Consider the following 14,845-nt stretch of genomic DNA (forward strand, 5'->3'; position numbering starts at 1 on the left):
AGAAAATGTTTTTTGAAGATCTATATGAAGGATACACTTTTGAAACGGTAAATAAAGCTCCGATTTCACGTGTTCAATTAGTAAAGTTTGCAGGAGCTTCAGGGGACTTTAACCCACTTCATACTGTTGAAGAAGTAGGAAAGCAAGCAGGAACTGGAATTATTGCCCACGGTATGTTAGTCATGGGTATGACTTCACAAGGAATAACAACTTGGATTCCAAGAAAATATGTGAATAAAGTGTCTGTTCGTTTTCGGAAAATGACATTTCCTGGTGAAGAAATTCAAGTGTTTGGAAAAATCATTGAAAAAAAAGAGAATAATAGGGTAATAGGAGAAGTACTTGCGACGAATTCAGTAGGCGAGGTAAAAGTTTCTGGTATTTTTGAAGCAACGCTCCCTTCTAGAGATTAGTAGCAAGATTTAATAAAATACTGATTGTATTGTCAATCAGTATTTTTTACATAGTAAACACTCATTTTTAGCAAATGTGTAAGAAAAGGAGACTACATATGAGCCTATTAAATGGATTAAAAATATTGGATTTTTCCACTTTACTTCCCGGACCATATGCGACGATGATGCTGGCTGACCTTGGCGCAGAGGTTTTACGTGTGGAATCACCTACGAGGCCAGATTTAGTACGTGAAGGGTTTCCTCGAGACGGTAATGATTCGGTGGCACATGGCTATTTAAATCGCTCTAAGAAGTCAGTTGCTTTGGATTTGAAAAAGGAAGAATCCATTGAAACCGTAAAAAAATTAATAGAAGAATATGACATAGTTATGGAGCAATTCCGTCCAGGTGTAATGGAGCGACTAGGTTTGGGATATGAAGAATTAAAGAGGATTAATCCCAAATTAATATACTGTTCTATTACCGGATTTGGACAAACAGGTCCTTATCGAAATCGTGCTGGGCACGATAATAATTATTTATCAATTTCCGGGATTGCAAGCTATTCTGGTCGTCGAAATATAGGACCAACACCTGCAGGGGTACAAATAGCAGATGTTGCTGGAGGTTCATTACACAGTACTATAGGTATATTATCTGCTGTTATTTATCGAAATCGAACTGGTGAAGGACAATGGCTAGATATTAGTATGACAGATTGCAGTTTTGCATTAAATGCGTTAGCTGGGGCTGATTGTTTAATGGGTGGAATTAATCCTAAATTTGAAAGTACGATGCTGAATGGTGGAGTATTTTATGATTACTATGAGACGAAGGATGGACGTTACTTTTCTGTGGGTAGTATAGAACCTCAATTTAGAAAGCTCCTTTGTCAAGGAATTGAAAGAGAAGATTTAATCGGACTTAGCTTTAGTTTTAAATCAGAGGATATCATTGCGTTTAAGGAAGAAGTAAGGGCTGCCTTTCTCACAAAAACTTTTAACCAGTGGAAGGCAATTTTTGAAGATTTAGATGCCTGTGTTGAACCAGTTCTTTCAGTTAAAGAAGCAAGTGAACATCTACAGATTACTGATCGTAAAATGATCGTAGATGTTCCAAGACTAAATGGGGGGTATCAGAAACAGATTGCTTGCCCAATAAAGTCATCTGTTTTTACACCTATTTATAAGCATGTTGGAGTTCCGCTAGGTGTTCATACAAAGGAAACAATTAATAATCTAAATCTAGTAAAATAGAAAATTATTCTCGGAAAAAATAAACTGTCCATTTTTCACTCAACATGTGTAAATAAATGGACAGTTCTTTTTAAACTAACCAACTTCTTACCATGTTGTGAACATACAAAATCTTAATAACATATAGCGACAATTTAAAACTTTATTTCAGTATTACAAAAGTTTTCGGGCTAACCAAAAATATTACAAGAAAGCGTCTGGCCTATCACTAGAAAAAATGTGAATAGTGGGGTGATCTAATGATATTGAGAAGAGTGATTGAAATGGTAAAAAATCAGAACATCAACATACTATATTCAGGTGAGAATATTAAAGATTTTATTGATTTTGCATTAGAAGATCCAAATTTGAAAATGCACGATGATGACTTTGAAAAAAATGAAATTGTTTAATCTTGTTCTCAGCATTACTTTCTATTTAAAACGATAAAACCAAATCTATACTGGAGTGCATTCAGATATGAAGATATTAGAAATTAGAGAAATTTTGAGATTAATTGATCAATCTACACTAAATGAACTTGAGATAAAAAATAAGGATCACAGAATTTTAATAAAAAAAGATTCAATGTCAAATTTACATAGTGAACCAGTGGAAAGACTTCCAATACAAACTGACCCCACTAGTTCATTACCCAATGTATTCGTAACAGAAGATGTGGAAAGTACAGAGCTACATATTATCCAATCGCAATTTATTGGTACATTTCAACCGAATGTTAAAGTTGGTGATCTAGTAAATGAAAATAAATTGATAGCCCAATGTAGAGTTGGTGGACTGAATATATCTCATGATATCTATTCAGATATTAATGGTGAAATTGTTGAAGTACTTTATGATATTGGGGATCTAATTGATTATGGACAACCTCTATTTAAGATTTCTGGCAAAAAGGGGGATATGTAATGTTTAAAAAAATATTGATTGCTAATCGAGGAGAAATAGCTGTACGAGTAATCAGAGCCTGTAAAGAGATGGGGATTGCAACTGTTGCTGTATTTTCTGATGCTGACCGTGAAGCTTTACATGTTCATTTCGCCGATGAAGCCTACTGTATAGGCCCAACTGCATCTAGTGAGAGCTACTTAAATATAACAAATATATTAAGTATCGCATTACTAACAAATGCAGATGCCATTCACCCTGGATACGGCTTTTTGGCTGAGAATGCAAATTTTGCGGAAATATGCTCCGCATGTAATCTAACGTTTATTGGACCTAATCCAGAAGCAATCAATAAAATGGGGGCTAAATCCGTAGCTCGAGATACGATGAAGGACGCTAGTGTACCAACTGTTCCTGGATCAGATGGAGTTATATATGATATTGAAGAAGCCCATAAAATTGCAAGTGGAATTGGTTTTCCGGTCATTGTAAAAGCAAGTGCTGGAGGCGGTGGCAAAGGAATGAGAGTCGTTGAAGATAGTAGTCATTTAAGCAAAGCGATCCAACAAGCTCAAAATGAGGCTGAAACTTCATTTGGAAACTCTGATGTATATATCGAAAAATATATTGAAGAACCACGTCATGTGGAAATCCAGATAATTGGGGATAAGATGGGAAAAGTCGTTTATTTAGGAGAACGAGATTGTTCGATTCAAAGGCGTCATCAAAAATTAGTAGAAGAAGCGCCTTCACCTGCATTAAAAGAAGACCTGCGTCAAGAAATGGGAAATGCAGCTATTACTGCAGCAAAAGCGGTTCGATACCATGGGGTAGGAACAGTAGAGTTTTTATTAGATAAACACGGTCAATTCTTTTTTATGGAAATGAATACTCGCATTCAGGTAGAACATCCTGTCACAGAAATGATTACAGGTATCGATCTAATAAAGGAACAAATTATGGTAGCAGCAGGATATCCTTTATCATTTGATCAAAGTGATGTAACGATCAATGGCTGGTCAATTGAATGCCGAATTAATGCCGAAAATCCTTCAAAGAATTTCATGCCTTCAGCAGGGAAAATTGAAATGTATCTTCCACCGGGAGGTTACGGCGTAAGGGTAGACAGTGCAGTATATCCTGGTTATGAAATTTCTCCATTTTATGATTCAATGGTTGCGAAAATTATTGTATGGGGAAAAGATCGAGATGAAGCAATTCAACGAATGAAAAGAGCATTAGATGAGATGGTTATAACAGGTGTGCATACTACGGTACCTTTCCATCAAAGATTATTTGAGAATGAATTATTTGTAAATGGCGAATTTAACACAAAATTCCTTGAAACGAATCCAGAATTATTATCAAAATAAATCCGAAAATCAGTAGAAGAGGAGTGAGAGAGAAATATGTATAAAATTCATGAAATTAGAGAAATCATCAAGCTTGTTGATGAATCATCAATCCAACATATAGAAATAGAGAATGGTGAATCTAAGGTATCTATAAAAAGAAATAATAGCTTAATTCTAGGGAATGATCGTAGTCTATCATCTCAATCTATCAATTCAAAAATAGAAGTACTACCTGAAAGAGAAGGAAGTAATGACCACAAACCAACTATACAATTTCATAAAGGTGAAGTTGAAAGTGTTGAAAAAAAGGTTTTGCCAAACGAAGTATCTTCAGAAAACCATACGAAAATCATTTCTCCGATGGTAGGGACGTTTTATTCAGCACCAGCTGAAGGTGAACCATCATATGTTCATAAAGGTGATCAAGTTGATGAATCAACTGTTGTTTGTATATTAGAGGCAATGAAATTGTTTAATGAAATCGAAGCAGAAATAAAAGGTGAAATTGTAGAAATACTTGTTAAAAATGGTCAATTAGTTGAATTTGGGCAACCCCTCTTTTTAGTGAAACAAACTTCATAGTTGAAGCTAAAAAGGAGAAATTGGAAGGGGTGTAAATTAAAGTGTCAGATAATAAAAAATATTATAACACCGAGTTGTTTAGTGACTTTCCAAAACCGACAACACAAAAGTGGAGAGATGTTGTGGAAAATTCATTAAAAGGAGCAACGATTCAAGAAAAACTTGTCACAAAAACATATGAAGAAATATCTTTACAGCCAATGTATCAAAAAGAGGATATCGAAAATTATCCATATTTAGACGCATTGCCAGGTGAATATCCATATATACGAGGAATAAGTAAATTAGGTTATCTTGAAGAGCCATGGGGAATTTGTCAGGAATTAGATTGTTCTACTCCTGAAGAATTTAATCGAGTTGCCAGACATGATTTAGATAAAGGTCAAACGATTTTAAAAATTGTTCTTGATGAAACAAATTTGTCAAATAATTATGAGAACGAAATACAAAGAGGGTTATCTATTGAAACCGTAAAAGATTTTGAGCAGGCGTTTAAAAATATAAATTTAGAAGAAATTCCATTTCATATCGAAACTGTATATGGTGGACAAGCTTTATTTTCTACTTTTATTACTTTTTTGAAACAACAAAATTATGATTTGAAAAAGGTTAAAGGTTTTCTCGGTATGGATCCATTAGGACAGTTAGTTAAAGAAGGAACTTTACCTTATTCATTAAACGAAGCTTATGACATGATGACAGAAATGACCAACTGGTCGGTAAAAAATGCACAAAATGTAGAAAGTATAATTGTTCAAGCGAACTCATATCACGATGCAGGTGGAAATGCAGTACATGAATTAGCTTTTGCCATCTCAACTGGATTAGACTATTTACGAGAATTGGACAAGCGCCGAGTTGCGGTTGATAATGCTGCACAACATATTAGCTTTTCTTTTTCGATTGGATCTAATTTCTTTATGGAAATTGCTAAGTTAAGAGCAGCTCGATTGTTATGGTCAAAAGTTATTAAAGAACTAGGTGGAAATGAAACTTCACAAAAAATAAAAATTCATACTCGAACTTCTTCATGGAATAAAACGATTTATGATCCATATGTAAACATTCTTCGAGGGACTGTAGAAGCTTTTGCTGGGGTGATAGGGGGAACTGATAGTCTTCATGTGTCACCTTTCGATGAAGCAATCAAACCTTCAGATGAGTTTTCACGACGAATTGCAAGAAATACTCAATTAATACTTGATCAGGAATCCAATTTATCTAAAGTATCTGATCCTGCTGGTGGGTCTTGGTATATCGAAAAACTTACCTATACTTTAGCTGAAAAAGCTTGGGAACTTTTCCAAAAAGTTGAAGAAGTAGGTGGCCAGTTTAAAGCACTTCAATCTGGTTTTCCACAGGAAATGGTTCATCAAACGGCAAAAGAAAGAGCAACAAATATTAAATATAGAAAAGATAAATTTATTGGGACAAATATCTTCCCAAACTTAAAAGAGGCTCCCTTAAACGCAAAAACCTCTAATAATAATCGAATAGCTGCTCTAAAATCGAAAAAAGTTGAATCAAAATCAACTGCTGAACATTTCACTAAGGATTTACACGAATTTTCTAAGATATGTTCAATTGAAAATGCAATTAACGCGCTTAATAATGGAGCCACAATAGTTGATTTGATAGATGCAATGAATTATTCAAATATGACAAGCCCAGTAATCCTACCTTTACATATTCACCGTGGGGCTGAACCGTTTGAATCTCTTCGCCAAAATTCAGAGAGATATAAAAATAAAAATGGTGATTATCCGGAGGTGTTCGTCGCTAATTTCGGACCAATTGCAACTTATAAAGCTCGAGCGGATTTTGTTACAGATTTTTTTGAAGTTGGAGGATTTAAAGTTACACGAAATAAAGGCTTTAACTCGATGGAAGAAATAGTTCATGCCTTTAAACAATCTGAATCTACTATTGTAGTAATTTGTTCAGGTGATGATCAATATCCAGAAATCGTACCTGAATTAACAAAACAGTTTAAAGAGTATGAATCAAAAACAAAGGTCTTATTGGCAGTAAAACCAACGATTGAAGAAATGAGTTTATACAAACAATTTGGAGTAGATGAATTTATCCATCTTCATGTTAACAATTATGAAAAATTAAAAAATCTTCAAGATTGGGGGATTTAGAAAATGAGTAAAGTGATCGATTTTACGAAAATACCTTTCCAAAATTCAGCACAAAATTCATTTCCCCCAAAACAAGTAGATTATGAGATTGAGAATTGGAAGACATTAGAGCAATTAGATGTGAAGCAACTTTACAATTCAAATGACATTCAAAATGTGGAACATATGGGATATGTTTCAGGAATTGCTCCTTTTTTAAGAGGACCTTACCCTACGATGTATATTAATATACCGTGGACAATTCGTCAGTATGCAGGGTTTTCAACAGCTGAAGAAAGTAATGCTTTTTATAAAAGGAATTTAGCAACAGGTCAAAAAGGGTTATCAATCGCTTTTGATTTAGCCACCCATCGTGGGTATGATTCAGATCATCCTCGAGTTGAAGGGGATGTTGGAAAAGCAGGTGTAGCAATAGATTCAGTATTGGATATGAAAATATTATTTGATGGAATTCCATTAGATAAAATGTCCGTTTCAATGACAATGAACGGAGCAGTTCTTCCAGTATTAGCATTTTATATCGTCGCAGCTGAAGAGCAAGGCGTACATCAATCACAATTAACCGGCACAATTCAAAACGATATTCTTAAAGAATATATGGTGAGAAACACATATATTTATCCGCCTGAAGCATCAGTGAGGATTATAGCAGACATCTTTTCTTATACATCAGAATTTATGCCGAAATTTAACAGTATTAGTATTTCTGGCTATCATATGCAGGAAGCTGGGGCAACAGCTGATATTGAACTTGGCTATACACTTGCTAATGGATTGGAATATGTAAGAACAGGTTTAAAAGCTGGAATTGATATTGATTCGTTTGCTCCGCGGTTATCGTTCTTCTGGGGTATTGGCATGAATTATTTTATGGAAATCGCCAAAATGAGAGCAGCAAGACTCTTATGGGCTAAATTAATTAAAACATTTGATCCAAAGAAAGAAAAATCAATGGCCCTACGTACACACTCCCAAACATCAGGATGGAGCTTAACCGAACAAGATCCGTTTAACAATGTCACGAGGACATGTATTGAAGCGATGGCAGCAGTATTAGGTCATACACAGTCTTTGCATACAAATGCATTAGACGAAGCGATTGCACTTCCAACTGACTTTTCAGCAAGAATTGCACGTAATACACAGTTATATTTACAAGAAGAAACCGGAATATGTAATGTAGTTGACCCTTGGGGCGGTTCATATTACGTTGAGTCACTAACAAATGAACTAGTCCATAAAGCTTGGGAGCATATACAGGAAGTCGAATCATTAGGTGGAATGGCAAAGGCAATCGAAACTGGTTTACCAAAAATGCGAATTGAAGAGGCGGCTGCTAGAAGACAAGCTCACATTGACTCAGGTAAAGAAACAATTATCGGTGTGAATAAATATCGTCTTGAAAAAGAGGATCCACTAGATGTTCTTGAAGTAGATAATACTTCAGTTCGTGAAGCTCAAATCGTACGCTTACGTGAGCTTCGTTCAAATAGAGATGAAACAAAAGTACAAGCTGCTTTATCAGCAATAACAGAATCAGCAAAATCAGGAGAAGGTAATTTGTTAGCACTTGCAATTGAAGCAGCTAGAGTAAGAGCAACTTTAGGGGAAATTTCTGATGCATATGAAAAAGTAGTCGGAAGGCATAAAGCAGTTATTCATTCCATTTTAGGTGTGTATAGTGCGGAATACGGAGAAAAAGTTGAAATCGATGTAGTTCGAAAAATGGCCGATGATTTTGAAGCCGGGGAAGGACGACGTCCAAGGATAATGATCGCTAAATTGGGTCAAGATGGTCATGATCGTGGTGCAAAGGTAATTTCTACAGCATTTGCCGATTTAGGATTTGACGTTGACATCGGGCCATTATTCCAAACACCTGAGGAAACTGCACTTCAAGCTGTAGAAAACGATGTACATGTTATCGGAATGAGTTCTTTAGCTGGGGGACATAAAACGCTGCTTCCTCAGCTAATGGAAGAACTTAAAAAATTAGGTCGAGATGATATTGTCATAATTGCTGGCGGCGTTATTCCAGCACAAGATTATGAGTTTTTGTTAAATAACGGAGCTGCAGCCATTTTTGGACCAGGTACAGTCATCCCAGTCGCAGCACAAAAAGTTATTGAAGAGATTAATCGAAGGCATGTGGATGCGAATTACAGCTAGTCATCATCTAATATTTCAAGAAAAGGAGCTGAGTAGTTAGTGACGACTGCATACGAGAAAATAAATGATTTGATGGATCGGAAGCGAAAAATTGAACTTGGCGGGGGAGATGAACGAATTAACTCTCAACATAACCGAGGTAAATTAACTGCTAGAGAGAGAATAAATTTACTTTTAGATGAGGATACATTTGTTGAATTAAATCCATTTATTAAACATCGAGCAACAAACTTTGGTATGGACAAAGTTGAAAGTCCTGGTGAAGGGGTTGTGACGGGTTACGGGAAAATCCATGGACGGCTTATCTATGTTTTTGCGCAGGACTTTACAGTTTTTGGAGGAGCATTAGGCGAAATGCACGCTATTAAAATAGCAAAGATTATGGATTTAGCTGCAAAAGTCGGTGCTCCAATTATCGGGTTAAATGATTCAGGAGGAGCTAGAATACAAGAAGGTGTCGTATCGTTAGACGGTTATGGACATATTTTTTATCGAAATTCTATTTATTCTGGAGTAATCCCACAAATATCAGTCATCATGGGACCATGTGCGGGCGGTGCAGTTTATTCTCCTGCGATTACTGATTTTGTATTTATGGTCGAAAAAACAAGTCAAATGTTTATAACTGGACCTAAAGTGATCGAAACAATAACAGGGGAAAAAATTTCGACTGAAAATCTTGGAGGTGCGACAGTTCATTCAGCCATTAGTGGTTGTGCACATTTTACTGATGAATCAGAGCCAGAAATACTTGAACAAGTACGAAGATTAATTAGTTTCTTACCTCAAAATAGTAATGAAAAACCAGATAGCGTGCCTTTTTTTGGACAGGATGATTGGCGTGAAGATTTAATAGATTTAGTGCCACTTCAAGCAACGAAAGTTTATGATGTTCGTAAAGTTTTAAAGCAAGTGCTTGATCATGGCGATTTTATGGAAGTACAATCAAATTTCGCAAAAAATATCGTAATTGGTTTTGGGCGAATTGCTGGAAATAGTGTAGGAGTAATCGCGAATCAACCAAAGGTTATGGCAGGAGGTCTTGATATTAACTCTTCTGATAAGCTATCAAGATTCATTCGATTCTGTGATTCTTTTAATATACCTCTCATTACATTTGAAGATGTTACGGGATTTTTTCCTGGAGTTAATCAAGAACACGGTGGAATCATTCGTCATGGAGCTAAAATTTTATATGCTTATTCGGAAGCTACTGTACCAAAAATAACAGTTATTCTTCGAAAAGCTTATGGAGGAGCATATGTAGCGATGAATTCGAAGTCGATTGGTGCAGACGTTGTATACGCTTGGCCAAATGCAGAGATTGCTGTAATGGGACCAGAGGGTGCAGCTAATATTATATTTGCGAAAGAAATTAATCAAAGTAGTGATCCAACCTCTACAAGATCGGAGAAGATTTCAGAATATCGTGATATGTTTGCGAATCCTTATGTTGCTGCTTCACATGGTATGGTTGATGACATTATTGATCCTAGAGATACACGGAAAGTCCTTAAACAATCTTTAGAAATGCTTAGTACAAAAGATGAAATAAGACCAAAGAAAAAGCACGGAAATATGCCTTTATAAGAGTTATAGATTAAAAGAAATAAAAATTTATAGGAGAAAATACGATGAATGTACAAACAAAAGGCTTTAAGGTACTTGCTCGTAAGCATGGTTTTAGATGGATTTGATCCTTATCCAAATATTGTAATTCGGTACAAAAAAGGATTGTGAGGTGTCTTTTCCAAGGGTAAGTTTGCTGAATTTTTATCGTAATGAAGAGATAGATTTGATGAGAGGCAGGAGTTTGGATGAAAAGTTGGGCGAAATGGATTATTTTATTTTCACTTTTTATTATGGCTATTATTAATTTTGCTGATAAATCAATTGTAGGTTTAGCTGGAATAAATATTACCAAGGATTTGAACTTAACCTCCACCGAGTTTGGTATTGTAGGTAGCAGTTTCTTTTGGTTATTTTCAATATTTGGAATAATAGGTGGTTCTTTATCGGATCGTTTTGGTACTGGAAAATCACTGGCTATTATGGCAATTGTTTGGACAGTCGCGCAATCTATGGCTTTGTTTGCATCAAGTCTACCTCTTCTTATATTGAGTAGAGTTTTATTAGGTGCAGGAGAAAGCGCATTTCTTGCAACCGCAATTAGTCATATAAGTAAATGGTTTAAACCAGAATCACGTGGATTTGCAATATCAATCATTAATTTTGGAAATGTTGTTGGGATAGCTGTTACAGCTCCTATAATCGTTTTACTAATATCAAATTTTGGTTGGAGACAAGCATTTTTTATTACTGGTATTTTTAGCTTTGTCTGGTTCATCTGTTGGCTTTGGTTAGGAAGAATGAAACCAACTGTTTCGTTTGAAGAAGAAGTTAGTGAGATGGAAAACAAAAGAGGGAATAATCGGAAAGATATTTGGAAAGCTTTACGATCTCCTATTTTTATTTTTACAACTTTAATTGCATTTATTGCCTATTCGTTCATTGTCTTTGGACTTACTTTTAATCCTTCGTATCTAATAAAAGTAAAGGGGGTATCTGAACAACAGTCAGCAACAGTTATTGCTATTTCTGGATTAATAGGAGCAATCTTATCAATCGTACTATCCATCATTTCAGATCGACTATACAAAAAAACACAAAGTTTATGGAAGGCGCGGACCCTATTTACCGCTATTTGTGTTTTACTAGCAGGGGTTTTGTACTCACTGTATCCACTTTTGAACGGGGTGGGTTCAATAATCATTGTACTTTCATTAGTAAATACACTTGTGGTGACTGTAAACACACTTAACCCGGCTGTAGTAGTTAGTTTACTTCCAAATCGAAGGGGTGTTATGACAGGAACTTATTTTGGAATAATGACTTCATCAGGTATAATTACTCCAATTATTTTCGGAAAACTTATTCAAGATTCTAGTACAAATCTAGCAGGTGGATATAACATAGCAATTTATGGGATTGCAATTGCACTGGTAATTACTGCGATGTTAATATTCCTTTTCGGACGTCGAAATCAACAAGTTTCAACAGACAATAGTAATAAACTAGTGAAGTTTTAATGAAAAGAAAAGAAGAATCCATGGTATCTCTAAAAGTGATTACAATGAGTTGTTTATACTAGTTTACTATTTTAATTTGTTAGGGGTATGAAAGGTTACTTTGATGAAAGATTTAAATACAGAGGTATGAGTATGAATAATGCGTTAGAAAAGCAGAAAGAAACAATTGATTCTAAATATATACAACAGCATTTAGCGAATGAAAGGACGTATCTTGCTTGGGTAAGAACAAGTATAACAATTATGGGAGTAGGCTTTTTAATCACTAATCTTCATTTTACTACACTAGCTTCTAATGCAAAATTTGGAGATACATTATCAAAGATAATAGGATTATCTTCAATTATTGTTGGAATTTTTGCTTTAATCATTTCAACAATCAGTTATTTTATCAAGGGAAATGATATTAATAATCGAACGTTTAAATACTCAAGGATATTGGTTGTTTATTTATCGGTGGCCTCAATTCTTATCTTTCTTATTTTTGGTGCTTACTATCTAGATGTTTGGGGATTGTTTTAAACTTCTAAATCTTTATGAAGGCTTTGAATCAAATTGTGTTGAAAACATAGTGTCTTAAATATTTCAATGCGATAAAAGGAGAGTTATAATTTGGAACAATTAGTAGGAAATCCATTGGATATTTCATTACGATATGCTTCAATCGTTTCATCACAGCAAGCTTATTTTCAAACTGGTAAGACAAGATCTTATGAATTTCGAATGACGCAATTAAATAAACTATACAAAGTAATATCTGAAAATGAAAAACTTATTTTAGAAGCAGTTAAAAAGGATTTAAATAAGAGCGTATTTGAAGGCTATTTCGGGGATATTGCATTAATACTTAGCGAAATCTCTTTTGTTAAGAAGCATTTAAAAAAGTGGATGAAGCCTTCAAGTGTTCGAACGCCAATAACTCACTTTGGAAGTAAAGGTAAAATTTATCATGAAGCTTATGGTGTAAACTTAATCATTTCACCGTGGAATTATCCATTCCAATTAACTTTTATACCACTTATTGGTGCAATAGCTGGAGGGAACACAGCAGTTGTAAAGCCTTCAGAACTTACACCAAATTCGTCTGCTCTTATTTCAAGATTAATAAGAGAGACATTTTCTAGTCATTATATTACTTGCATAGAAGGTGGAGTTGAAGTAAGTACAGCTCTTTTAAATGAGAGATTTGACCACATATTCTTTACAGGTAGTGTTCAGGTTGGAAGAATTGTTATGCAATCTGCAAGTAAACATTTAACGCCTGCGACTCTTGAACTTGGTGGAAAGAGCCCAACCATTGTCGATTCAAGTGCGAACATTAAGAGTGCTGCACGTAGGATTGCTTGGGGGAAATTTTTAAACGCCGGTCAGACATGTATTGCGCCTGATTATATCTTCGTGCACAAAACAATTGAAGAAAAATTTCTTGAAGCCTTAAAAGAAGAGATTGAAAGATTATACACAGAAAACCCGCTAACTTATAGTGAATATACACATGTAGTTAATAATCGCCATTTCGCAAGATTGAAAAAAATGTTAGAAGGCCCTACAGTCTACCATGGAGGAAAAACAGATGAAAATACATTAGCCTTTGAACCTACCATCCTGACAAATGTATCATTCGATCATCCTGTAATGAATGAAGAAATTTTCGGCCCTATTTTACCAGTATTATCGTTTGAATCAATCCGTGAAGTAATAAGTGAAATTAACAATAAACCTAAACCATTAGCACTTTATCTTTTTACCGAAAATAGTTCGGTAAAAGAGCTAATTATAAATAGTGTCTCATTTGGTGGGGGATGTATAAATGATACGTTAATTCATATTACTTCACCTTATTTGCCATTCGGAGGAGTTGGACATAGTGGACATGGATCATACCATGGAATCCATTCATTTAAATGTTTCACACATGACAAAAGTGTTCTAGACCAAACAACTAAATTTGACTTAAGTGTTAGATATCATATTACTAAAGGAGCACTAAAAGTTATTCGAAAACTATTTAAATAGAAAAAAAGCCGTTAGTATAAGATTATTATTCAAATATTAGTAGTGATTATTTGAGCAAAAAAGCCAATAAGAAAATATAAAAAGCATGAATTATAATAATTTCCATGCTTTTTTATATTTTCTTATTAAAAAAAGCACCCTACCTCTTTATTAACCAATTACTAATTCATTGCACAGAAATTGCACAGACTTACTAGAATCAATGTAATTAACATACAATAATTGCATAAAATTACATTTGCCCCTTGATTTAATGGACTTAATTGACCTAAAATATTCAGTAATACTGAATAATCCGCGCATCCTGTAATTGACAGGGTAGGGGTCGCTGGTTCAAGTCCAGTTGGGATCATACAAATGAGAAGGCTCAAACCTAAGTGTAACGAGGGTTTGGGCTTTTTCTTTGTTTTCAGTTACTTCCATTTTTTGTAATGAATATTATGCAGGTCCAGCGGGAGCAACAGGCCAAGCGGGAGCAACCGGCCCAGCAGGAGCAACAGGTCCAGCAGGAGCGACAGGCCCAGTAGGAGCAACAGGTCCAGCAGGAGCAACAGGAGGTGGCTTATCAGAATTCGCATACATCTTCAATCTAACACCTCAGACGGTTGCAGTAGAGGCAGATGTCATTTTTGATTCAAATGGAATAATGACAAGTGGAATTACACATACCCCTAGTACGTCTCAAATTGCAATTATTACTCCGGGGATTTACGAAGTTACTTTCTCCGTGTCAGGTACAGAATCGAACCAATTTGCACTATTTGTAAATGGCTTGCCGGTTGCAGGTACAATCTATGGTTCAGGTGCTGGTACTCAGCAAAACAACGGGCAAGCTATAATAGCTTTTGCAGCTGCTGATGTGCTTACTCTTAGAAATCATTCTTCTGCTGCAGCTGTTGGACTTGCAACTGTAATTGGAGGAACCCAAGCGAACGTAAACGCTTCTATTGTCAT

At 35.2% G+C, this 14,845-nt stretch carries 13 protein-coding genes; all 13 read left to right on the forward strand.

All coding sequences use genetic code 11. From position 1 onward, the window contains the following. The first annotated feature begins 5 nt into the window (after positions 1 to 5). On the forward strand, positions 6 to 413 hold the full coding sequence (locus COJ46_RS19825) for a MaoC/PaaZ C-terminal domain-containing protein (RefSeq protein WP_097976130.1): 408 nt from the start codon (positions 6 to 8) through the stop codon (positions 411 to 413). Between the two features lie 98 nt (positions 414 to 511). Next, positions 512 to 1,651 carry a CaiB/BaiF CoA transferase family protein gene (locus COJ46_RS19830; protein WP_097976128.1) on the forward strand — a complete coding sequence of 380 codons (1,140 nt, stop codon included), beginning with the start codon at positions 512 to 514 and terminating at the stop codon, positions 1,649 to 1,651. 239 nt (positions 1,652 to 1,890) lie between these two features. Then, positions 1,891 to 2,043 carry a hypothetical protein gene (locus tag COJ46_RS24635; RefSeq protein ID WP_176522528.1) on the forward strand — a complete coding sequence of 51 codons (153 nt, stop codon included), beginning with the start codon at positions 1,891 to 1,893 and terminating at the stop codon, positions 2,041 to 2,043. 67 nt (positions 2,044 to 2,110) lie between these two features. Continuing rightward, positions 2,111 to 2,557 (forward strand): acetyl-CoA carboxylase biotin carboxyl carrier protein, encoded by a 447-nt coding sequence (locus COJ46_RS19835; RefSeq protein ID WP_097976126.1) that lies wholly within the window; start codon positions 2,111 to 2,113, stop codon positions 2,555 to 2,557. Beyond that, positions 2,557 to 3,909, forward strand: a complete 1,353-nt coding sequence (accC, locus tag COJ46_RS19840; protein ID WP_097976124.1) for an acetyl-CoA carboxylase biotin carboxylase subunit — start codon at positions 2,557 to 2,559, stop codon at positions 3,907 to 3,909. Before COJ46_RS19835 ends, accC begins: the two co-directional genes overlap by 1 nt. Positions 3,910 to 3,945: 36 nt before the next feature. Beyond that, on the forward strand, positions 3,946 to 4,473 hold the full coding sequence (gene accB / locus COJ46_RS19845; RefSeq protein WP_097976122.1) for an acetyl-CoA carboxylase biotin carboxyl carrier protein: 528 nt from the start codon (positions 3,946 to 3,948) through the stop codon (positions 4,471 to 4,473). A gap of 41 nt (positions 4,474 to 4,514) precedes the next feature. Then, positions 4,515 to 6,617 carry a methylmalonyl-CoA mutase family protein gene (locus COJ46_RS19850; protein WP_097976120.1) on the forward strand — a complete coding sequence of 701 codons (2,103 nt, stop codon included), beginning with the start codon at positions 4,515 to 4,517 and terminating at the stop codon, positions 6,615 to 6,617. A 3-nt stretch (positions 6,618 to 6,620) separates the two neighbouring features. Further along, positions 6,621 to 8,786, forward strand: a complete 2,166-nt coding sequence (gene scpA, locus COJ46_RS19855) for a methylmalonyl-CoA mutase (RefSeq protein ID WP_097976118.1) — start codon at positions 6,621 to 6,623, stop codon at positions 8,784 to 8,786. Positions 8,787 to 8,858: 72 nt separating this feature from the next. After that, positions 8,859 to 10,376 carry an acyl-CoA carboxylase subunit beta gene (locus tag COJ46_RS19860; RefSeq protein WP_098566216.1) on the forward strand — a complete coding sequence of 506 codons (1,518 nt, stop codon included), beginning with the start codon at positions 8,859 to 8,861 and terminating at the stop codon, positions 10,374 to 10,376. 227 nt (positions 10,377 to 10,603) lie between these two features. Then, positions 10,604 to 11,875, forward strand: a complete 1,272-nt coding sequence (locus COJ46_RS19865; RefSeq protein ID WP_097976116.1) for an MFS transporter — start codon at positions 10,604 to 10,606, stop codon at positions 11,873 to 11,875. Positions 11,876 to 12,007: 132 nt separating this feature from the next. Then, positions 12,008 to 12,397 carry a YidH family protein gene (locus COJ46_RS19870; RefSeq protein ID WP_097976210.1) on the forward strand — a complete coding sequence of 130 codons (390 nt, stop codon included), beginning with the start codon at positions 12,008 to 12,010 and terminating at the stop codon, positions 12,395 to 12,397. A 90-nt stretch (positions 12,398 to 12,487) separates the two neighbouring features. Next, a complete protein-coding gene (locus COJ46_RS19875; RefSeq protein ID WP_286133548.1) occupies positions 12,488 to 13,891 on the forward strand; it encodes an aldehyde dehydrogenase in 1,404 nt (467 codons plus the stop codon). Positions 13,892 to 14,294: 403 nt separating this feature from the next. Next, positions 14,295 to 14,845, forward strand: a 551-nt coding sequence (locus COJ46_RS24225; protein WP_176527959.1) for a BclA C-terminal domain-containing protein, incomplete at its 3' end; no start/stop codon positions are given.

Origin of the sequence: Bacillus sp. AFS077874 (assembly GCF_002566505.1) — a bacterium.
GTDB lineage: Bacteria > Bacillota > Bacilli > Bacillales > Bacillaceae_G > Gottfriedia.